This window comes from Enterococcus sp. CSURQ0835, from assembly GCF_902706605.1.
GTDB lineage: Bacteria > Bacillota > Bacilli > Lactobacillales > Enterococcaceae > Enterococcus_A.
This window is the reverse complement of record NZ_CACSLH010000002.1, coordinates 128,404-150,631: the sequence shown is the minus strand read 5'-3', so window position 1 is coordinate 150,631 and position 22,228 is coordinate 128,404. Positions and strand designations below refer to the sequence as shown.

22 protein-coding genes and 1 other annotated feature are annotated in these 22,228 nt (G+C 42.4%); of the genes, 2 read left to right on the top strand and 20 right to left on the bottom strand.

From position 1 onward, the window contains the following. Window positions 1-87 precede the first annotated feature (87 nt). From recA to yfmF, 7 genes are all read right to left on the bottom strand, one after another. A complete protein-coding gene (recA, locus tag GVJ38_RS02060) occupies window positions 88-1,179 on the bottom strand; it encodes a recombinase RecA (RefSeq protein WP_268839978.1) in 1,092 nt (363 codons plus the stop codon). A 116-nt stretch (window positions 1,180-1,295) separates the two neighbouring features. Continuing rightward, window positions 1,296-2,543 (bottom strand): competence/damage-inducible protein A, encoded by a 1,248-nt coding sequence (locus GVJ38_RS02055; protein WP_159721509.1) that lies wholly within the window; start codon window positions 2,541-2,543, stop codon window positions 1,296-1,298. Window positions 2,544-2,616: 73 nt separating this feature from the next. After that, window positions 2,617-3,198, bottom strand: coding sequence for a CDP-diacylglycerol--glycerol-3-phosphate 3-phosphatidyltransferase (gene pgsA / locus GVJ38_RS02050; RefSeq protein WP_159721508.1), 582 nt, complete (start codon window positions 3,196-3,198; stop codon window positions 2,617-2,619). Between the two features lie 15 nt (window positions 3,199-3,213). Continuing rightward, window positions 3,214-4,530: a helix-turn-helix domain-containing protein gene (locus GVJ38_RS02045; protein WP_159721507.1), complete on the bottom strand. Its 1,317-nt coding sequence runs from the start codon at window positions 4,528-4,530 to the stop codon at window positions 3,214-3,216. A 14-nt stretch (window positions 4,531-4,544) separates the two neighbouring features. Then, window positions 4,545-5,270 carry an elongation factor P 5-aminopentanone reductase gene (gene ymfI / locus GVJ38_RS02040; protein WP_159721506.1) on the bottom strand — a complete coding sequence of 242 codons (726 nt, stop codon included), beginning with the start codon at window positions 5,268-5,270 and terminating at the stop codon, window positions 4,545-4,547. Continuing rightward, window positions 5,271-6,563 carry an EF-P 5-aminopentanol modification-associated protein YfmH gene (gene yfmH, locus GVJ38_RS02035; RefSeq protein WP_159721505.1) on the bottom strand — a complete coding sequence of 431 codons (1,293 nt, stop codon included), beginning with the start codon at window positions 6,561-6,563 and terminating at the stop codon, window positions 5,271-5,273. It abuts the gene before it with no gap. Then, window positions 6,556-7,821, bottom strand: coding sequence for an EF-P 5-aminopentanol modification-associated protein YfmF (gene yfmF, locus GVJ38_RS02030; RefSeq protein ID WP_159721504.1), 1,266 nt, complete (start codon window positions 7,819-7,821; stop codon window positions 6,556-6,558). The genes yfmH and yfmF overlap by 8 nt, the downstream gene beginning before the upstream one ends. A 187-nt stretch (window positions 7,822-8,008) precedes the next feature. On the opposite strand from yfmF, the gene mscL reads away from it, so the two are divergent. Continuing rightward, a complete protein-coding gene (gene mscL / locus GVJ38_RS02025; protein WP_159721503.1) occupies window positions 8,009-8,452 on the top strand; it encodes a large conductance mechanosensitive channel protein MscL in 444 nt (147 codons plus the stop codon). 147 nt (window positions 8,453-8,599) lie between these two features. Here mscL and rbsK read toward each other — a convergent pair whose 3' ends face one another. Genes rbsK through GVJ38_RS02010 form a run of 3 tightly spaced genes read right to left on the bottom strand, consistent with a single transcriptional unit; the run spans window position 8,600 to window position 11,182 of the window. After that, window positions 8,600-9,511 (bottom strand): ribokinase, encoded by a 912-nt coding sequence (gene rbsK, locus GVJ38_RS02020; protein WP_159721502.1) that lies wholly within the window; start codon window positions 9,509-9,511, stop codon window positions 8,600-8,602. Window position 9,512: 1 nt separating this feature from the next. Next, window positions 9,513-10,181 carry a ribulose-phosphate 3-epimerase gene (gene rpe / locus GVJ38_RS02015; RefSeq protein WP_159721501.1) on the bottom strand — a complete coding sequence of 223 codons (669 nt, stop codon included), beginning with the start codon at window positions 10,179-10,181 and terminating at the stop codon, window positions 9,513-9,515. Between the two features lie 5 nt (window positions 10,182-10,186). Further along, a complete protein-coding gene (locus GVJ38_RS02010; protein WP_159721500.1) occupies window positions 10,187-11,182 on the bottom strand; it encodes a LacI family DNA-binding transcriptional regulator in 996 nt (331 codons plus the stop codon). Between the two features lie 174 nt (window positions 11,183-11,356). Here GVJ38_RS02010 and GVJ38_RS02005 point away from each other — a divergent pair, with 174 nt between their 5' ends. Continuing rightward, complete coding sequence (locus GVJ38_RS02005; RefSeq protein WP_159721499.1) at window positions 11,357-12,781, top strand: PTS transporter subunit IIC; 1,425 nt, start codon at window positions 11,357-11,359, stop codon at window positions 12,779-12,781. Window positions 12,782-12,998: 217 nt separating this feature from the next. Here GVJ38_RS02005 and GVJ38_RS02000 read toward each other — a convergent pair whose 3' ends face one another. The 10 genes from GVJ38_RS02000 to radA form a co-directional block, all read right to left on the bottom strand. Beyond that, entirely contained in the window at window positions 12,999-13,244 is a 246-nt protein-coding gene (locus tag GVJ38_RS02000; RefSeq protein WP_159721498.1) for a Veg family protein, read from the bottom strand. 197 nt (window positions 13,245-13,441) lie between these two features. After that, entirely contained in the window at window positions 13,442-13,999 is a 558-nt protein-coding gene (locus GVJ38_RS01995) for an RNA polymerase sigma factor (protein WP_159721497.1), read from the bottom strand. Between the two features lie 78 nt (window positions 14,000-14,077). Further along, entirely contained in the window at window positions 14,078-14,602 is a 525-nt protein-coding gene (locus GVJ38_RS01990; protein ID WP_159721496.1) for an NYN domain-containing protein, read from the bottom strand. Beyond that, entirely contained in the window at window positions 14,602-15,426 is an 825-nt protein-coding gene (gene rlmB, locus GVJ38_RS01985) for a 23S rRNA (guanosine(2251)-2'-O)-methyltransferase RlmB (RefSeq protein WP_159721495.1), read from the bottom strand. The genes GVJ38_RS01990 and rlmB overlap by 1 nt, the downstream gene beginning before the upstream one ends. Then, window positions 15,413-15,814: a Mini-ribonuclease 3 gene (locus GVJ38_RS01980; protein WP_159721494.1), complete on the bottom strand. Its 402-nt coding sequence runs from the start codon at window positions 15,812-15,814 to the stop codon at window positions 15,413-15,415. Before GVJ38_RS01980 ends, rlmB begins: the two co-directional genes overlap by 14 nt. Continuing rightward, a complete protein-coding gene (gene cysS, locus GVJ38_RS01975) occupies window positions 15,814-17,223 on the bottom strand; it encodes a cysteine--tRNA ligase (protein ID WP_159721493.1) in 1,410 nt (469 codons plus the stop codon). Before cysS ends, GVJ38_RS01980 begins: the two co-directional genes overlap by 1 nt. Continuing rightward, the gene (epsC, locus tag GVJ38_RS01970; protein ID WP_159721492.1) at window positions 17,216-17,749 is read right to left on the bottom strand and encodes a serine O-acetyltransferase EpsC; all 534 of its coding nucleotides are present in this window, start codon (window positions 17,747-17,749) and stop codon (window positions 17,216-17,218) included. Before epsC ends, cysS begins: the two co-directional genes overlap by 8 nt. A 69-nt stretch (window positions 17,750-17,818) precedes the next feature. Then, window positions 17,819-18,021 (bottom strand) — a binding site (T-box leader). Then, window positions 18,018-19,475, bottom strand: a complete 1,458-nt coding sequence (gltX, locus tag GVJ38_RS01965) for a glutamate--tRNA ligase (protein WP_159721491.1) — start codon at window positions 19,473-19,475, stop codon at window positions 18,018-18,020. It overlaps the preceding feature by 4 nt. A 176-nt stretch (window positions 19,476-19,651) precedes the next feature. Further along, on the bottom strand, window positions 19,652-20,821 hold the full coding sequence (locus tag GVJ38_RS01960) for a PIN/TRAM domain-containing protein (protein WP_159721490.1): 1,170 nt from the start codon (window positions 20,819-20,821) through the stop codon (window positions 19,652-19,654). Window positions 20,822-20,835: 14 nt separating this feature from the next. Further along, window positions 20,836-22,212 (bottom strand): DNA repair protein RadA, encoded by a 1,377-nt coding sequence (gene radA, locus GVJ38_RS01955; RefSeq protein WP_159721489.1) that lies wholly within the window; start codon window positions 22,210-22,212, stop codon window positions 20,836-20,838. Window positions 22,213-22,228: the final 16 nt, after the last annotated feature.

Below are 22,228 nucleotides of genomic sequence, written 5' to 3'. Positions count from 1 at the left end.
CACTTTTGGAAGTTTGAATCCACGACCTGCAACACATCACAAAAATCCCAGCTACTGATTATCTCATTCGTAGCTGGGAATGTTCTTTTATTTTTCTAATGGTAACTCAGCTTGGACTTTGCTCGCTTTGTTAGGCTTATCCGACTTAGCTGCTTTTTCTGGTTCAGTGGCTTTAGCTTCTTCCACCGGTTCACCGATCCCATAAGCTGCTCGAACACGTTCTGAGATCTCTTGCATCATTTCAGGATGTTCAGTCAAATAGCGTTTAGCGTTTTCACGCCCTTGGCCGATCCGATCTTCTTTATAGCCATACCAAGCACCACTCTTATCGACGATATCTTTTTCAACCGCCATATCCAAAAGCTCACCTTCTTGTGAGATCCCTTGACCGTACATGATATCGACTTCAGCAATTCTAAATGGCGGCGCAACTTTATTTTTCACGACTTTGATCTTCGTGCGGTTTCCGACGATATCCGTCCCGTTTTTCAATTGTTCTGCTCGCCGAACTTCTAGACGAACCGTTGAATAAAATTTCAATGCTCGCCCACCAGGTGTCGTCTCAGGATTTCCGAACATAACGCCGACTTTTTCCCGGATTTGGTTGATGAAGATCGCGATCGTCTTCGTCTTATTGATCGAACCAGATAATTTACGCAAAGCTTGAGACATCAAACGAGCTTGTAACCCAACATGCGTATCTCCCATCTCGCCTTCGATCTCAGCTCGAGGTACTAACGCTGCCACTGAATCGACGACTAAAATATCGATCGCACCACTAGAGACTAATGCATCGGCGATCTCTAAGCCTTGTTCACCTGTATCCGGCTGAGAAAGTAATAGCTCATCAATATTCACGCCTAGACGTTCAGCGTATTGCGGGTCTAAGGCATTTTCCGCATCGATAAAGGCTGCGGTCCCACCTTGTTTTTGGACTTCAGCGATCGCATGCAACGTCACTGTTGTTTTACCAGAACTTTCTGGGCCATAAACTTCGACGATCCGACCGCGGGGATACCCACCTACACCAAGCGCAACATCTAACGCTAAAGAACCACTGGGAATCGTTGAGATCTGTTGGTCGACCTTATCACCTAGTTTCATGATCGAACCCTTACCATAACTTTTTTCAATTTTTTTCATCGCAGCATCTAAGGCTGTCTTACGATCATCTGCCAATCGCTGATCCTCCTTTATCTTAAAAACAAAATCCTTGTTGTGTCCTCAATCAGTAAGACTAGTTTACGGGTTTCAGAGTAAAAAAGCAAGCGAAAATCGAACAAACATTCGCATTTTTAATCTTTGCTTAAACTTGCTCGCCGAACTAGATCTAAGCCCTTCATTACCGAACTATGGCGCACATATGCCCGGTCGCGAGTGAAGTGGTTTTCGGTCACGATGGTTGGGTGATCCTTTTGTGCTAGCGCAATAAAGACTGTTCCAGCAGGTTGATCTTCTAGTGCAGTTGGTCCCGCTACTCCGGTAAATGACAATGCGAAATCTGTTCCAGCCAATTCACGGGCTCTTTCAGCCATCGCTTGCGCACATTCGGCACTGACTGCACCATATTTTTCTAACAACTCGTGATCCACGCCTAAAACCTTTTCTTTCAACGCTTTACTATAGGTCACAAAACCACCTGGAAAAACTGCTGAGACGCCAGAGATCTCCCCGATGATACTTTGAAACTCCCCTGCAGTTAAACTCTCAGCCGCCGTGATCGTCTGGTGACGTTGTTTCAAAGCTTCCACTACGACTTGTTCCAATGAATTACTTTCGCCATAACCATAGAAAAATTCACCGACTCTTGCCATGATCTCCGTTTCGACTTGGTCTAATAAAGTTTTGGCTGACAATGCATCTTCTGTTTTAGCCGTGATCCGTAACGTCACTTCATTTGGTTTGGCATATGGTGCGATCGTCGGATTTTTTTGGTGTTCGATCATGTCAGCTAATTCCGTTACTAAGGAAGATTCCCCGATGCCGTAAAAACGCAACACGCGAGAAGTCAATTTCTCATGACTCGGAAATTCTTTTTGCAGTAATGGTTTGGCTTGTTCTACAAACATCGGTTTCAATTCACTTGGTGGTCCAGGCAATAAAATATAATTATTTTTTTCACCGTGATACAAACAGCCGATCGCTAGACCCGTACGATTAGGTAATGGGATCGCATCAGCTAGTGTCTCAACTTGGCGTAAATTGTTCGGCGTCATCGTCCGTTGTGCGCGTTCAAAAAATTCATTCAATTGAATTAAGCCGGCTTCATTTTGAACTAAGGAAACTCCCACATGTGCTGCTAAAACATCTTTAGTCAAGTCATCATCGGTTGGCCCTAATCCACCGCATAAAATGATCAAGTCACTTCGCGTATCGGCTAATTGGAGCAGTGCTTCTAACCGTTTCGGATTATCTCCTACGACCGTATGGTAATAGACCTCGATGCCAAGATCTGCTAACTCTTCTGATAAAAAAGTCGCATTTGTGTTCACCACTTGACCTAATAATAATTCTGTTCCGACTGCAATGATTTCTGCTTTCAACTTTTCCACTTCTTTCTTAAGATACGCATTTACTTTCTCACTATAACAAAAAACTGCGAAAAAATTTCGCAGTTTACATCGAACCTTTAAAAATATCTGTATTTTTAGCAAAGTAATCATAACCAGAGTAGACCGTGAAGAATAGACACGTGTACAACATGATTTGATCCATTGGAATCCCGATAAAATTAAATGGGATATTGTTTAAATAAAGTAGGATGATCCCCACCATTTGAGTAGCTGTTTTGATTTTTCCTGGCCAAGCAGCTGCTAGGACTTGCCCATCTTGTTCGACGATCAAAAGTCGCAAACCAGTCACCGCTAATTCACGGCAAACGATGATCGCGATCACCCAAGCTGGAACTTTTCCTTGCCCAACTAAAATGATAAATGCCGTCATCACCAACATCTTGTCAGCTAATGGATCCGCAAATTTTCCGAAATTAGTCACCAAACCTCGGGCTCGAGCGATCTTGCCATCTAGGTGGTCCGTGTAACTTGCGATGGCAAAAATGATCGCACCAACAAGCTGGGTAACAGGCAATGTCGTAGCTCCCGCTTGTAATGTTCCCCAATCAAACGGACCTAACACGATCACCATAAATAATGGGATCATAAAAATTCGAATCACAGTTAACTTATTTGGTAAATTCACTTGTCCTGCCCCTTCCTAGTAACCATAGCCGTAACCATAGCCGTTGTTTTGTTGCGGTGTGGTCTGAGCAGGTTGTTGGGTTTGTCCTGATTGGACTTGATTTTGTTGCTGTTGAACGGTGCCTTGTTGCTGCACTCCTTGTTGTCCGACTGTCCCTTGCTGCTGTTGAGCAAGGGTTGGATCTTGAACTTGCTGTTGAGCCGACTGTTGTTGCTGCGCTTCTTGTTCGGCTTGTTGTCGAGCTTGCTGTTGCGCGGCTTTGCGAGCTGCGACTGCTTCATCGATCTTTTTCTCAGTCGGTTTATACGAAAGAGTCAAATGAATATTTTTTTGATTGACTGAATCACCTGGATGGAAATTCAGCTTATGATCATTGACCTTGATAGAAGCCCGATCCGCGACTCCCAATGTGATCAATGCTTGAGCGGTATCTTCTGGGATCTCAGTTTCCACCGTCTCATTTGGCTGCAAAGTATGTTGATAGATCAATTGATTATTGACCATCACACCGATCCAGACTGGCTGGATCTTGCCCTTAAACGTCAGCTTTGTTGGATTATCGATGTGATTTCCCATGATCACGATGTCACTAACTGTATTGGATTCGACTTTGAATTTCGTTTTTTTCTTCATCTCAGCTTCTAAATTGGCCCGCAGTTCTTTTACTTCAGCTGCTTCTTGTTTTTTCTTTTCTGCGGCTTCTTTTTCAGCTTGTCGTTGTTCCGGTGTTTTATTTTTTTCAGCTTCCGCTTTGGCTTTTTCTTTGGAAGCTTTGGTTTTTTTCGCTTCCGCCTTGGCTTTTTCAGCTGCTTTTTTCTTTTTCTCAGCAGCTACCTTTCGCGCTTTTTCTTTTTCACTACTCGTCTTTAATAACCCCGTTGACCCTTCAACTTGCATCGAACTATCACTAGCGATCAAATTGCCTTCTTTGTGGTCTAACCAAGTCGTATAACCTACGACTGCGATGATAGCCACTGCGATCAGACCTAAGACGACGGCCGGTAGACTGGCTTGTAAGCGGAGCGCTCGCGGATCTTCATGTTTGACCTTGCGAGAAACTCCGACATGTTCAGGCTCACTTTCTTTAACGGGTGCTTGATCTTTTCCATCATAAACATCGACTAATGGTTGACCATCAACTCCGACTGCCGCGGCATATTGCCGAATAAAATTCCGTGCATAAAACTTACTCGGCAGCTCTGAAAAATCATTTTCTTCAATTGCTGCTAAGTAGCGCTTTTGGATTTTCGTTTTTTGTTGTAATTCATCTAAACTGATATTTTTCTTTTTACGGGCTTCTCGTAATGTTTCACCAATATTAATACTAGCCACTCGTTTTCTTCTCCTTATTCCATCCAGCCACCGGAAACCGGCAATACGATTCCAGTCGTATAACTGGCTGCTTGTGAAAATAAATAGTTGCAAGCCGCTGCGACTTCTTGGGGCTCTGCTAACCGTCCCACCGGAATCGCGGCTGTCAACTCTGCTAATTCAGCGGGACTCCAATCTTCATTCATCTTTGTCTTGACCGCACCAGGCGCCACGACGTTACAGGTGACACCCAAAGTCGCAATCTCTTTAGCGTAGGCTTTAACAAACGCTTCTTGGGCACCTTTGACGGCACTATAGACCGTCTCCATACTACTGCCGCGATGACCATAGACTGAGCCGATGAACACGACCCGTCCTTGCGTACTTTGCGCTAATTTTTCTTGTAACGCTTGTAATAAGATCAAAGGTGTTTTGACATGGACTTGCCACAATGCATCCATCTGATCAGCGGTCGTTTCAGGTAACAGTTCATAAAAAGTAAAACCCGAAGCAAAAACAACGCCATCGACTTGAAAAAGCTGCGTCAAAAAATGCGGTATCGCACTTTCGTCTAACATATTTAAAGATACCATAAAAAAGTCTTGCTGAGGATAACGTTTCTGCAAGTCTGAAACTAAACTTAAAACTTTTTCTTGCTGCCGGTGGTAATGGCAATAAAGCGACCAGCCAGCCTCAGCTAATTCGTAACAAATCGCTTCTCCAATATCACCACTGGCTCCCATCACTAACGCACAAGGCATTTATTTTTCCTCCAACATATAAAAGCGACTGAACGCTTCTGGTTTGATGAATGCTTTGCCAGCTGTTAACACATCTTTGATCGTAATACTGTCAATGATCTCCGGCAAGTCAAACAGTGTCCATTCCCCAAATAACGAAGACGTAAATTGATTCGCGATAAATTCCAATGAGTTCAACGATTGGAAATATTTTCCTAAACGTTTTTTCTTCAACAACTCAAGGTTTTCAGTCGTGAGCTCACGGTCGGTGGCAAAATTTTCCAAAATTGCGGTCAAGCGAGTTACTAATGCTTCCGGCTGCTCCGTGTCACCGCCAAAATCAGCAAAATAAAAACCGCGATCCAGTGAAAACTCAAATCCAAAACTATCATCTAGTAATCCTTCATTGTAAAGCTGTAAATAGTTTTGGGAAGTATTTCCTAAAAGCAACTGGAACAATAAATCTAAGGCGACTTTAAAACGCAGCCGTTCACGATCGTCTGCTGGCAGCGCGTCTAACCCTTTGATTCCTAAAATCGCTTTCGGAATCGTTACGGCCATCTGCTTTTGACTTTCCGTTACGATGTCTGCCGCCGTTTCTTGCGGGTAACGGCGTTTGATCGGTTCAGCTGGTTTGAATTTTTTACCAGCTTGATTTTGGCGGATCACAGCCATCAATTGTTCCGGCTCCAAATTACCGATCACAAACAATGTCATATTGCTAGGATGATAAAACGTTTCGTAACACGTATACAAATCGTCTGCGGTGATCTGACTGATGGATTCGATCGTACCAGCAATATCGATGTGGACTGGATGCTTAGGATATAAATTATTGATGATCCCAAAAAATTGTTGCCAGTTGGGGTCATCTTGATACATTTGGATCTCTTGGCCGATGATGCCTTGTTCTTTTTGAACGGAGGCTTCTGTAAAATACGGTTCTTGGACAAAATCCAGCAACGTCGTTAAATTGAGTTCTAATTGATCGGTCGTAGAAAACAAGTAACTCGTGCGCGTAAAACTCGTAAACGCATTTGCCGAGGCGCCTTGCTCACCAAATTTTTGAAAGACATCACCATCTTCTTTTTCAAATAGTTTATGCTCTAAAAAATGGGCGATTCCATCTGGTACTTTGATGTAATCTTTTTTTCCTAATGGTACGAACTCATTGTCGATCGAACCATAATTCGTGCTGAACAAGCCGTATGTTTTGTGATAATCAGCTTTTGGCAGTAAATAAACCGTCAAGCCATTTGGCAACACTTCTTTATAAAGAGTCTCGTTGAGTTGTTTATAGACGCGTTTATCCATTTGCTTGACCTCCATCTAAGAAAAAGATTGCTTGTAATTGTAGTTGGCGCGCGACTTTTTGTACATCTGCTCGCGTTACTGCAGCCAGCCGTTTCAGCCATTGCTCATCGCTGAGTTGACTACCCGGCAGCCACTGAGCTAAGTAAGTAGTCTCGATTAAATTTTGTGGACTGTCTAAACCAAGTAAATATTGATTTTTCAACATCGCTTTTGTTTGCGCAAAAGCTAGCTCGGTAAAATCTCCTGCCCGCAACGCGTTCAATTGTTCCGCAATCAAATGCAAGACTTTAGTACGGTTGCGGCTTTCGATTCCTGTCTGGACTTGTAAATAGCCGCGGAACGTATCAAATGAACTAGATGCATAATAGGCTAAACTTTCTTTTTCCCGCACGTTCATAAATAATTTTGAATGCGGGAAGCCGCCGAACAATCCATTAAAGACTAGCAGCGCAAATCGTTCAGACGCTTCATAGTAAATGCCTGTCGTATACGCCAAATTCAATTTTCCTTGGATGACCGGTTCGTTCAATTGCTGTTCATTGACGATATTGCACAGTGTTTGTTCGTAATAGATCTCCGGTTGCACCACTTCTCGTTCTTCAAATGGCAACGCTTGAAACAGCGCAGTCACTTCTTCTGCTTCGACATCACCGATCACAAATAGATCCACTTGATCATGGGTCAATAGCTCATGATAATAAGTCGCGATACTCTCACTCGTTTCTTGTTCTAAATCTGCGATTGTCCCAAAGCTTGGAATCTTTTGAGCGGGATCACTGAAGTAAGTCTCTTGCAATTTTAACGACGCCAGCGTTTGCTTATCTTCTTGCAAACTCTCTAAGTAGCTTTTCAAATTTTCTTTTTCTAAATCAAACGTCTGCTGATCAAACTTCCCGTCGCGAATATTAGGTTCAAACAAAACTTCTTTTAAAAACGCGACACTTTCTGGTAAGATCGTCGGATTATTGACGTATTTACCATTTACGATATTTAAAGAGAGATTCAACCAGTGCAGATTTCCTTTGCGGCTGACCCCCGTCCCAAAACTCGCACCATAAAGTGAGGCTAAACGCGCGCTTAATTTAGTTTGATCTGGTAGATTCAATGAGTTGGTCTCCAATAGATTACTCAATAAAGTCCGCTTAGTCATCACTTCTTTTTGCAAGCGCGTCGTAAAGCGGCAATAAATTTTGATCGTCTTGTATTTTTTTGTGGGTAAGATATGTAAATGGACCCCAGTTTTCAATTCAATTGACATAAATACGCTCCTTTCAAGGAAAAAATTCTCCTCTTTTACCGAACAGCCGGCAGCTTTTTTGCTCAACTTTCATTATAGCATAGGCACTTTATTCCAGTTGAGTATTTACCACTTACAAATAACCACTTTTATTTTCCGATCATTTCGGTATACTAAAACGATAGAAAACTTAAAGGAAGTGAGTTGTGTGTTAAAAGAATTCAAAGCTTTCATCATGCGCGGAAATGTCGTAGAACTAGCTGTCGGAGTCGTGATCGGCAGTGCGTTTACTTCGATCGTCACGAACATCGTCAAAGGTCTGATCACACCATTAGTCGCGTGGATCGTATCACTTTTTACTCGCGGAAAAAGTTTGAACGAAGCGATGTCAGTCTTAGATTGGAGTCCAACTGCTGGCGTTACATTTGCCTTTGGTGATGTCGTCAGTGCAGCGATCACTTTTTTGATCACTGGTGTCGTTTTGTTTTTAATCGTCAAAGCGCTGAATAAATTTCAAAAGCCTGCTGCTGAAGAGACACCAGAACCAAGTGCCACGGAAGAATATTTAGCTGACATCCGCGATCTGTTAGTCGAGCAAAATACTGCTAACTTTAAAAAAGAAAATTGGCGGACGACGATTAAAAAAGAGTAAAAATAAAATTCAGTTATCTACTTACAACTTGATACTCTTTGATGCTGCTAATTACCACGGATCTCAAAAAATTGGAATCAAAAAGACTAGTCTAGATCTCAACTGAGATCCAAACTAGTCTTTGATATTATTCAGTTTACTATCTGACTAATGAACTAAATTTTCTAACTCACTAATTGTCGGGATAGAACTTTGTCCACCGGTACGACTGACTTTCACTGCAGCCGCTTGATTGGCAAACTCAACCGCTTTAATTAAGTCATGATGTTTTGCATAGTGAACTGCTAATGCTCCAGCAAAGGTATCCCCAGCTCCAATCGTATCTACAGCTTTTACTTTATGTGCTGCTACAAACTCGACTTTGCCGGCTTGATAGACAACATTTCCTTCACTACCCATTTTGATAATGACGGTTTTAGCCCCTTTTTCATGAATCACTTTAGCCGCCTTAACAGCATCCTCGTATGTTTCAACTTTAATTCCTGAAATTTTTTCAGTTTCTTGTTGATTCGGAGTAACGCAATCAGCATAAGTAAGCGCCTCTTCAAAATAGCCATCTGCTGGTGCAGGATCCAAAATGACAAACATCTCTTTTTCTTTAGCCGCTTTAAGTGCAGCCATGATTGATTCATGACTTGTCTCCATTTGTAATAACAAAACCGGTGCATTGATAGTGCTTAATGGTTGAGTAATATCTTCAGCGGTTAAAGTATCGTTAGCCCCTAACGTACCTACCATCGTATTATCACCATTATCATCTAACATGACTAAAAAAGTCCCTGTGCCTTCAGTCTCACTGATTTTAATATAGCTTGTATCTACCCCATTTTTCTTTAAGTTGGTAAGCATTTGATTCCCGGCGCTATCATTACCTACTGCTCCAAGAAATGCAATCTTTCCACCTAATTTTGATACAGCTACTGCTTGATTTGAACCTTTTCCACCTGGGATCATATCGATTTCTTTAGCAAAAGAAGTATCTTTATGCTGAGGATAAGTCCCGACTAAAGCTTTGACATCTAAATTAATACTACCTAAAACAACTACATCAAAATCCATACTAATTGCCTCCTTTCAATAATTCTTTCGTTGCTTTGACATTATCTGTTAGTGTAAATTTGGGATTGTAAATTGAACTTGAGCCACCTATAAAACGAGTTGCACCTTGCGCAATACACTGAGGAATAGTCGCAGCTCCAATATTTCCATCAACTTCAATTTCGATCTGCAATCCTCTTTTATCAATTTCAGCTTTTAATTGAGCGATTTTTTCGTACATGTCAGGGATAAATTTTTGCCCCGCAAACCCAGGATTAACCGTCATCAAAACAACGTAATCGGTTACGCTGTAGACATAATCTAAAACATCTAGTGGAGTTGAAGGATTGATCGCCACCCCAGCTTTCATCCCTAAACTCTTTATTTTTGTTAAGGTTCCTTGCAAATTACGGGTTGCTTCTGCATGAATTGCAATCATGTCTGAACCTACCTGATGGAATAAATCAATAAACCGTTCTGGATTTTCCACCATCAAATGGATATCAAGCGGTTTTTCAGTTAAGTCCCGGACTTTTTGAACGAAGTCTGGACCTAAAGTAAAGTTGTTTACAAAAATCCCATCCATAATATCAATATGGTAAAAATCTACTCCTGCTGCGTCTAATTCTTTAAGATCGCCTTTTACGTTGCCTAAATCTGTACACATCAATGATGGTCCAATTTGTAACATTTTATTCAGCTCCTCTTTATAGTTGAATCCCTAGTCACTATCTCTGGTTTTATCTCATATTTTTTGGGTGACTTCTTTCTTTGGCTGACATCGATCAATTCTTTCATAATAGTCTGTCCAATTTTCGTTTTAAATTGATCAACTGTCGTTAGTCGCGGAATTGCGTACTTACCATAGCTAATGTTGTCATACCCCACAATCCCTATATCTTCGGGAACACGGACTGCTAAATCTTTACATGCTCGCAAAGCACCTAAAGCCATTGCATCATTTGAACTCACAATGCCATCAATTGATTTATCTTTAGCAAGAAAATCATAAACTAATTGATAGCCACTGCTAATATCAAAGTCGCCGTACAATTTTCCTACATGCTCAACGTTATTCTCAGAAATTGCTCGTAAGTATCCCTGATATCGGTCCTGAGAACTTTTTTCTTGCTCAGGTCCAGATAAAAAAAGGAGCTTCTTACTTTTCTCAGTATCAATTAAGTGTTTTGCTGCAAGGTAGCCTCCAGTAACATGATCAATGGAAACTGCTGAATATGGATGTAAGAATTGCGCACGATCAATTGTAATCGTAGCAATACCACTCGCTTCTAGTGTGTCCAAATCAGCTTCTGTAACATATAATGAATTAATAATTGCCCCAGCAACATAGTTATCTTTCATAGCTTCTAAATAATATTCTACCTTTTCTCGATTATCCTCACTGTTGCACAAATATATTTGATATCCTTGTTCATTTGCTGATTTCTCAATCGCTTTCACAAGTTCGCTAAAAAAAGGATTATCCAAGTTAGGAATTAAAAGCGCAATTAAATCTGATTGTTGTTTGGAAAGACTTTTAGCAACACTATTTGGACGATAATTTAACTCTCGCACGATTTTCAGTACTTTATTGATCGTTTCTGGGCTAGCTTCCCCTTTCCCATTAATGATCCGCGAAACAGTAGCCGTAGAAACCCCGGCTAACTGCGCAACTTCTTTGATTGTTGACATGATATTTAATCCCATCTTTCGTAACCGATTACGATAAAAGTATAGATCCTCTATATAAAATTGTCAATAAGAATAAAAGGGGTTGCAAAATTACAGGAAAAAGATTATGCTAAAAACATCCTAAATTACGTAACCGATTACGTAACTATGTAAGTAATTTAGGAGGAACTTATTATGATTGAAACGCTAAACAATGGCTTCAATTTTTTTATTAGTCTCGGTGGTGCGGCCATGATGTTTGTCATCATCACCTTACTCTCTTTAGCTTTCCGTGTCTCTTTTTCTAAATCGATAGAAGGCGGCATTCGGATGGCCATTGCACTGACTGGTATGGGATCGATCATTTCATTACTAACGAGCGCTTTTGGTCCCGCTTTAGATGCTTTCGTAAAGTCTACAGGTGTTAATTTATCTATTACCGATTTAGGTTGGGCACCACTTGCCGTTATCACTTGGGGTTCGATGTATACGCTTTATTTTGCTTTTATCTGTACTTTAACTAACTTAGTTATGCTGTTTTTGAAAGTAACCAATACATTGAATGTAGATTTATTCAACATCTGGAATGTTTCTGTATTAGGCCTATTGATTCATTACTATTCTGGAAATAATATTTTCGTGACTTCGATTTTCGTAGTCTTCATTTATGCATTGATGTTGTTTAACGCAGATGCTATAAAACCTACCATCGATGACTTATTAGATTACGATCAAGAAAATATCACGACGACTGCTCATCCTTCCCTTTTAGTAGCTCCAGTCGTAATGATCTTCAATAAATTAATTGATGTTTGTATTCCATTCATTGATAAATTTGACTTTGATGCTGAAACTTTGAATAAAAAAATCGGCTTTTGGGGAAGTAAATTCGCGATTGGTATTTATTTAGGTGTATTCATCGGGATCCTAGGACAGCAAACTGTCCCGGCTATCTTCACTCTAGCTTTCACTGCTGGCGTCGCCCTTGAATTATTTGGAATTGTAGGCGGATGGTTCGGTCCTGCCATTGAACCATTATCTGATGGAATTTCAACTATGATGAGCAAACGATTAAGAGGAAGAAAATTGTATGTTGCGATTGATTGGCCCATCTTAGCCTCGAGAGCCGAAATTTGGGCAGTTGCGAACATTTTAGCCCCGATTTTATTAGTAATTGCCATGGTATTGCCAGGAAATAAAGTTCTGCCTTTAGGTGGGATTATTTTAACCGTTTTAACTCCAGCGCTATTAATCGTTACACGAGGGCGGGTTATTCGCATGACCTTGATCGGAACAATCATGATTCCTTTGTTCTTATGGGCTGCTACCTTGATTGCGCCATTTTTAACGAAAACATCTATTGCTATGGGGAATTTTCCTAAAGGTCTTTCAAAAGGTCAATTATTTAGTTCAGTTGACTCAGATCCAATTGAAAAAATGTTAGCGATGTTATTTGGGACCGCTGCAAAAACATTAGACCTTAAGTTGATCGGCTTTTCTATCTTAGCTTTAGCCGCTTACATTCTAATGTTTGTCTGGTATTTAAAGAAGATCAAATCCAGTAAGCCGGTTAACGCTACTATCAAACCAAATCACTCTGTACAAATGCCCACTAAATAAACTTTGAAGCAACTTAAATTCTCATTGCGTGGCAAATAGAAAAACAACTATTTAGTTTTTATCCGGAATTCACTTAAGTAACTAACTTAGGTGGATTCTTTTTTTACATTCTATCGGCTCACAAATTAAAAAAGCAGAGATCTTATAAAAGCCAATCAGCCTTTGTAAGATCTCTACTTTTAAACTACGGGTACCTTTACTTGATACCTCAGTCTTTTTAAACTGCTTCAGTTAAAAATTCAATCTCGACCGTCCGAGTCAACACATCGGAATAACTATAAGACACTCGTTCGAAAGAATTTTCATCAGGATCTAAGTCGACCACGAATACCGACGGATACGTCTCGGTTAAGACACCTTTTCGTTCGGTCTGACGCTTTCTGCCAGTTTGGGCAGTCAACATGATCGGACTTCCTAGTCGATCTTCTAAACTTTTTTTGATGGACGCTAACGTTGTTGGCATTCAGTTCACCTCGAAATCAATCATAACACAAAAGTTGCGAAAACTCAATACTAACATAAGAAAAATCATTTTGCAACACCTAGTGATCATCGCATTCATGGTTCCGCTTCCAGCTGGAGTTTCAGTAATTAAGATAACTAACTATTCCTTATAAAAAACTGTACTGGGCGTTTTATTTTTTAGCTGTGGCACTTCCCTCACTGATTGATCCGCCGCCTGATTTTACGTTTCACTCGATCAATCGCGCCTTTCACAGTCCTCACTTCTTTGCCCAATAATTGACTGATCTCCGCTTCATCAAAGGAACGCAAATAGCAAGCAAAGACGATTTGTTCCAACTCAGAAAGACAATTCGTCTCCGATTCTAATGTCTCACGAATGATCAGGTCATCAATGACTTGCGGAGCATAACTAAACTGACTTAACTGACACTCAGTTTCAGGATCATCAAATGAACGGGCTTCGGTGTTTGCTTTGCGCTTCAACGCTTTTTGTTTACGTAATAAGGAACGGATCGCATTTTCAAAAATCAATTTGAAATATAAGCCAAAGGTCGTTCCTTGATCGTCTTTATAAGTCAGGGCCGCTTTATGTAACGCCAGTCGACCTTCTTGTAGCCAATCATCACTATCAAAATCCAACAAGTAATAGCGGGCTTCAGCATTACGAATGACAGGTAAGTATTGTCTCAACAACTCTTCAAACGCTTCATTATCAGCTTGTTTGATCTTGGCGATGCTTTCTTCGATCTTCACGTGCGTCACTCCCTTTTATGTAAGTAACTTTAGGATAGCGAAATGAGATGAGAAAACTGCAAAAAAATTGAGCCGCTTTTATTTGCGACTCAATTCGTCCAATTTACGAGACAATTTATCCAATTGTTGCGGATTCCAAGGTGAATTGCGTCGATAATCCGTAAAACGCACTTCTTCTGTCGTTCCTTTGATCACAGCTTCAACTTTTTGAATATTTTTATACAGCTCACGCGCTGACGTTCGCAGTGCGCCTTGCGAGAAAACGGTCCATTGCTCTGCCAAATCACTGGTAGCCACTGTAACTTGTGTCAGCCGATCGTTCAACTCGCCTGCGATCCGTTCGATATAACTGTCTGCCGTCTCATCTTCTTTAGTGAAGACAACTTCTAGAAAATATTTTTGATAGCTTTTGGAGATTCCCGGCACGAATTGCGCATCAAACACAACGATCACTTCGATCCCTTGAAACTTGGCATAATTCGACAAGCGATTCAATAAATCTTCTCGCGCCTCTTCCAACCGATCTTGATTTTTCAACGTCGTCAGTTCAGGCCATGCTCCGATCATATTGTAACCATCAACGATCAGCAATTGCTTTTTCATTACTGACCACTTCGCTTTCGAAAGACTTCATACATCAAAAGTCCTGCGGCGACACTGGCATTTAAGCTTTGGACGTGACCGGTCATAGGGATCGTCAACAGTTCGTCGACTTCTTTTTTCAGACCAGCACTCATTCCGCGACCTTCATTCCCGATGATCAACGCGATCGGGCCCGCTACTTGCCACTGACGATAATCGGTACCACTCATCTCCGTACCAAAGATCCAGTAGCCTGCATCTTTTAATTGTTTGACAGCTTGACTTAAGTTCGTCACGCGTGCCACCGGAACATATTCCACCGCACCCGTTGAAGCTTTCGTGACCACTGACGTGATGCCAACTGAACGATGTTTTGGAATGATCACGCCGGTAACACCACTAGCATCAGCGGTCCGCAAGATCGATCCAAAATTATGCGGGTCTTCTAGACCATCTAAAATCAGTAAAAAAGGTTCCGTTGTTTGTTGCTCGATCAATTCCGTCAACGTCAAATACTGATAAGGGGTGATAGCTAAAACGATCCCCTGATGGACACCACCATCACTTAAAGTATCGAGTTTTTGTTTGGGGACCCATTTCACAGGCACTGCAAAATCTTGCGCCAATTGTTTCAACTCGTCTGTTTTTTCGCCGTGCGCATCTTCTTGGATAAATAATTTATTCCCACGGCCAGCTTTTAACGCTTCGACACTCGCATGATGGCCAAAAACAAAATCTTCAGTTTTTTCAGCTGGCTCGCGCTTATCGCTTCGTTCTTCATTTGAGCGACGCTCGCGTGGCTTAGTGTGTTGCTTAAATTTTTTCTTTGCTTTACGTTCTGTCATTTTTTTCACCTACTTCTTTGATACACCACGTAATCAATTCTTCTAATCGATTCTTTTGTTCTAACAAGTGCAAATAGCCCATCAACGCTTCAAAACCCGTTGACATGCGATATGTCATAATGCTGGTGTTTTTAGCTGAAGTATAACTTTTTGCATTGCGGCCGCGGCGATAGATCGCCACTTCTTCTGCCGTCAATAAATCTGTGTCTAACATTTTTTGGATCAGCATCGCTTGCGCTTTAGCCGACACGTAATGGGTTGCTTGATGATGTAATTTATTTGGCCGAGTCTGACCCATCCGAACTAAATGATCCCGAATATAAGTCTCGTAGATCGCATCTCCTACATAAGCTAATGCTAACCCGTTTAATTGTTTATAATCTGTCATTATGCTCTTCTCCACCGCGTTCCTTGAGGCGTATCTTCTAAAATGATCCCTTGTTCTTTCAATTCATCGCGGATCTCATCACTTCGCGCAAAGTTTTTATCTGCGCGCGCTTGATCCCGTTCAACGATTAATTGATCGACCTCAGCATCTAACAAGCCCGCTGCTTCAAAAAAGATCCCGAAAATACTTAGTAACGTGGTAAATAATTTCAAGCCCGCTGTTAGTACGACCGCTGAGACTTCTGCTTGCTCACTGTAATTATTCAACCACTTCGCTAGTTCATACACGATCGTGATCCCGTTAGCTGTATTGAAGTCATCATCCATCTCAGTAACAAAACGATTTTCTAACGTTGTAAGCTCAGCTAATTTCTGCGCGTCAGCTGCCAGTTGGTCAACTGCCGTTTGTTTACGGAAATTAAGATTGACAAAAGTCGTCTGCAACCGTTGAAGATTGGTCTGCGCTTCGTTGATCGTACTTTCACTGTAACGGATCGGTCGCCGGTATTGAGTCGTCGCCATGAAAAAGCGCAAAACTTGTGGATCGATTTTTTTGACTAAGTCGTGGACGGTCACAAAGTTGCCCAGTGATTTGCTCATTTTGACATCGTCTTCGCCAATTGTCACATAGCCATTGTGCATCCAATAATTGGCAAATGTTTTGCCGGTCTTCGCTTCACTTTGGGCGATTTCATTTTCATGATGAGGAAATTCCAAATCTTGGCCGCCGCCGTGAATATCGATCGTATCGCCTAAATGTTTCGTCGCCATCACTGAGCATTCGATGTGCCAGCCTGGGCGTCCTTGCCCCCATGGTGACTCCCACGCGATCTCCTCAGGTTTGGCTGCTTTCCACAACGCAAAATCTAGCGGATCTTCTTTTTGCAATTGTTCCGCTCCCGTCCGCTGGCTTGCGCCGATCTCTAATTCATCGATCGATTGGTCACTCAATTTCCCGTAATCTTTGAATTTGCGTGTCCGATAATAAACGTCACCACCAGCCTGGTAGGCATAGCCTTTTTCGATCAAGACTTCGATGAAGCTGATGATATCTGGAATATGATTCATCACTCGCGGATAAAGTGTCGCCGGTTTAACATGTAGCGCACTCGTATCAGTTTTAAATGCCGCGATAAAACGATCCGCAACTTCTGGTGCTGTCACTTTCAATTCTTTAGCGGCTTTGATGATCTTGTCATCGACATCGGTAAAATTCGATACGTAATCCACTTCATAACCGCGGTACTCAAAATAGCGGCGGATCGTATCAAACGCGATCGTACTCCGCGCATTTCCGATGTGGATGTAATTGTAAACAGTCGGACCGCAGACATACATGCGCACTTTCCCCGCTTCGATGGGTTCAAAGGTTTCTTTTTCTCTTGTCAGTGTGTTGTAGATCTCAATCATGGTGAATCTTCCTCCCATTTAATTTAACGACTTTAGCTGGCAAACCGACCGCCGTCGCATTTGCCGGAATACTTTCTAACACGACCGCCCCAGCTCCGATCTTCGTGTTTTCACCGATCTCGATCGGGCCTAAGATCTTCGCATTGGCAGATAAAAATGCGCCTTTGCGAATCGTGGGGTGCCGTTTACCCGTATGTTTACCCGTTCCCCCTAATGTTACGCCATGAAACATCACAACGCCAGTTTCAACTACTGCGGTCTCTCCGATCACGATTCCCGTTCCGTGATCGATGAACACACCAGGCGCGATCTGAGCTCCCGGATGGATCTCGATGCCCGTAAAAAATTTAGTCAGCTGCGAATTGATCCGAGCCAATAAATAGCGATGGTGCCGATACAAAAAATGTGAGAAGCGGTGACAAAACATCGCGTGGACTCCGGGATAAGTCAACACGACCTCAACACTCGACTTAACGGCTGGATCATTTTTTTTCGCAGCTTGAATTGCTTGGCGCCACCAACCCATATTTTTTCCTCCTTTGTACGACGAACTTCTTTTGAGCAACAAAAAAACAAGCGCCTTTCGAGAAGATTCTCAAAAGACGCTTGTTACGTGGTCCCACTTTTGTTTGCAGTTTGACTGCCTTTGACGCACGTAACGTTTGCGATTCGTTTTTGGCTACATATCACCAAAACCACTCAAAGATGCATTTCACTGTCCCTGGCTTGATCGCTTCCACCATCCGCAATCTCTCTTTGAAGTCGGCAACAGTTACTTCTTCTTATCAACGTGTTTATAAGAAACTATTCAAATGTTTCAAGGCTTTTGCTTTGCCTAAGATCTCGATCGTTTCAGGTAATTCTGGTCCGTGAGTCACCCCACTGACCGCTACTCGAATCGGCATCCATAAATTTTTCCCTTTGACGCCCGTTTCTTTTTGGACTGCTTTGATCGCTTGTAAGACACTAGCTGCATCAACAGTCGTTAAACTTTCTAATTGCGCCTTGAACGCTTTTAAGACAGTCGGTACCGTCTCACCTGCCAAAACTTCTTTGGCAGCTGCATCTAATTGCAACTCTTCTTCAAAGAATAAGTCAGAGATAGTAACAATCTCAGCTGCATAGCTCATCTGTGGCTGATACAAGCTGACGACTTTTTCCACCCACGCGATTTTTTCAGCGTTTGGATTGTCTTCTACTCTACCTGCTTTGATCAAATAAGGCAAGCACAACTCGGTTAATTTTTTCAAATCCATCTCTTTGATGTAATGATTGTTGACCCACTCTAGTTTTTTCTGATCAAAAGCTGCTGGTGATTTACTTAAACGATGTGTATCAAAGATCTCGATCAATTCTTTTTGACTGAAGATTTCTTCTTCTCCCACCGGTGACCAGCCTAAAAGCGCGATGAAGTTGAACATCGCTTCTGGTAAATAACCTAACTCGCGATACTGTTCGATAAATTGTAAGATACTTTCGTCACGCTTACTCAATTTTTTCCCAGTCTCACTGTTGATGATCAGCGTCATGTGCCCAAACAAAGGCCGCTTCCAACCAAACGCATCATAGATCATCAATTGTTTCGGCGTATTGGCGATGTGGTCGTCTCCTCGCAATACATGCGTGATCTTCATCAAGTGATCGTCCACTACGACTGCAAAATTATACGTTGGGATGCCATCTTTTTTCTGAATGACAAAATCACCACCCACATTATCTGATTCAAAGCTGATCTCGCCTTTAACTAAATCATTAAATGTGTACGTCGTATCTCGTGGTACTCGGAAACGAACGACTGGTTTCAACCCTTGCGATTCTTTTTGCGCTTGTTCTTCTGGCGTCAAATGCGCACATTTGCCTGAGTAATGAGGCATCTCGCCACGCGCGCGTTGTGCTTCCCGTTCTGCTTCCAACTCTTCTTCTGTACAGTAGCATTTATATGCTAAATTGCTCGCTAATAATTGATCGATCAACGGTTGATAGATCTCGTTGCGTTCTGATTGACGGTAAGGACCATACTCACCTGGTTTTTCGGGCGATTCGTCCCAATCGATCCCTAACCACGCCAGATTTTCTAACTGACTTTTCTCGCCGTCTGCGATGTTTCGTTTTTGGTCTGTATCCTCGATCCGAATGATAAAGTCCCCGTCGTTATGACGAGCAAATAAATAATTAAACAATGCCGTCCGAGCATTTCCAATATGCAGATGCCCAGTTGGACTTGGTGCGTAACGTACACGAATTTTTGACATAATGCGCCTCCTGATTTGTCTTGTCTTCTTGATTGTACAAGCAAATAAAGTGTTAGTAAAGCTTCGCCGTATTTTTCTTGTCGCGAAAGATAAAAACTGATCGCCACCTCACGACTTTACTGATTAATAGCAATCTGAGGTGGCGATCAGCAATCATTCAAGTTGCAGAAAAACACTTAGCGGCTAGCCGCTTTTTTTCCGGTCTGATCGTTTTTGTATTCGATTTTTTTCTCCGGTGAATCATCTTTAAGATTGCGATTCGCATGGGCTGGTTTAGCAAAGATCATGCGGCCAGCTGCCGTTTGCAACGCACTAGTGACGACGACTTCGATCTGTTCGTTCATATAATGTTGCCCATCTTCCACCACGACCATCGTACCATCATCTAAATACGCTACACCTTGTTGCCGTTCAGTCCCAGCTTTCACGACTAAGACATGCATCGTTTCACCCGGGATCACAACCGGTTTCACCGCATTTGCCAGCGCATTGATATTTAAGACCGCGACATTTTGAAATTCTGAAACTTTATTCAAATTATAATCATTGGTCACGATCACACCGTCCAACAGTTTGGCCAATTTGATCAACTTACTATCGACCTCGCTGATATCTTCAAAATCACCATCGTACATCTCAACGGCGATCCCTTCTTCTTTTTGCAATGAATTTAAAATATCCAAGCCGCGTCGTCCGCGAACTCGTTTCAAACTATCACCAGAATCTGCGATGTATTGAAGCTCATACAACACGAAGTTCGGGATCATCAAGACGCCTTCTAAAAAGCCAGTTTTAGCGATGTCATAGATCCGGCCATCGATGATCACACTCGTATCCAAAATTTTATATTTATGGAAATGATCATCGGCTTTCCGTTCTAAGACTTCCCCTTCTGTCTGTTCATTTTTTTTCGTCCGTACACTAAAAAACTTCCGCCACTCATCGATCCGCGTCGTTCCCACTCGAAAGCCTAAATAACCTAGTAAAATCATCACTAAGATCGGCAACGCACTGTTAACGAAAGGAATCGGGATTTTATAGAGCGGGTTTGAAATGATCAAACCTAACGTCAAGGCGACGATCGCTCCGATCACCCCAAATAAAATATACGTCAAACTAAATTCATTGATTCGCTTCTCGATTTTTTTTAATTTACTGCTGATCGGATCGGCTATTGCTAATGATAAGAAATAAAAAATAATTGCACCCAGCAATCCGTTGGTCAAATAATTGTTCAGCCACAAATTGTTTCCGTAGCCTAGCGCAAACCAGGCGATCGGAAGCAATGTGATCCCTAAGCTGATTCCCACCAATGTGATAATGATGGTCAGCACTCGCTTTTGCATCAACATCCCTCCTTCTAATTTGATTGAAATACTTTGCGTAAAGTTTCACCTAATGTTGCGACCGGAACGATCGTGATCCCATTAGGGGCTTGCCAGTCACCTAAATTATTCTTTGGCAGGTAGATTTTCTTGAAGCCTAATTTTTGCGCTTCTTTGACCCGCTGCTCGATACTGTTGACACGACGAATCTCACCCGTCAGTCCAATCTCACCGATGAAACACTCCGTTGCTTGCGTGCCACTTTCCTTATAGCTCGACGCGATCGCCACGGCAACAGCTAAATCAATTGCAGGTTCGTTCAACTTCACGCCCCCCGCTGCTTTCAAGTAAGCATCTTGATTTTGTAACAACAAGCCGGCGCGTTTTTCCAACACCGCCATGATCAATGAAACGCGATTGAAATCAAGTCCCGTCGTCGTCCGCTTGGCGTTGCCAAAAACTGTAGGCGTCACTAACGCTTGGATCTCGACTAAAATCGGGCGACTGCCTTCCATCGCAACGACGATCGCTGAACCCGTCGCCCCTTCTAGCCGTTCTTCTAAAAATACTTGAGAAGGATTCGCGACTTCGACTAGTCCTTTTTCCCGCATCTCAAAGATCCCTAATTCATTCGTTGAACCAAAACGGTTTTTAACTGCGCGTAAGATCCGGAAGCTGTGGTGCTTTTCCCCTTCAAAATACAAAACGGTATCCACCATGTGTTCTAACATCCGTGGGCCAGCGATGTTGCCTTCTTTCGTCACGTGACCGACGATAAAAATCGCGATCCCGTTCGTCTTCGCTAACTTCAAAAGTTCCGCTGTCGTCTCGCGGACTTGACTGACCGAACCAGCCACACTTGAGATATCTGGCTGCGTCATCGTTTGGATCGAATCGATGATCACATAGTCGGGCTGCAGATTTTCGATTGCGCGACTGATCTCTCCCATATCCGTTTCCGCGTATAAATAAAAATCATGGTCACTTGACCCGAGACGTTCTGCTCGCAATTTGATTTGTTGCGCGCTTTCTTCACCTGACACGTACAGCACTTTGCCACCTGTCTCAGCTAATTGATGGGAAACTTGTAGGAGCAACGTTGACTTTCCGATACCCGGATCGCCACCGATCAACACGAGGGAGCCCGGCACCACGCCGCCACCGAGAACGCGATTCAATTCCCCCAGCTTCGTCTTCACGCGCGTTTCTTTTTTGAACACGACATCTTTTAGCTTTGTTGGCTGCGCTTTTTCCCCAGTCAGCGAGACCCGCGTCCTTCTGTCTTCGTTATTTTGAACCGTTTCTTCAACTAACGTGTTCCAACGACCGCAGTTCGGACAGCGACCTAAATACTTGGGCGAAACATACCCACATTCTTGGCAAACAAATTGGGTCCTAGCTTTTTTAGCCAAAAACTTCACCTCTTTA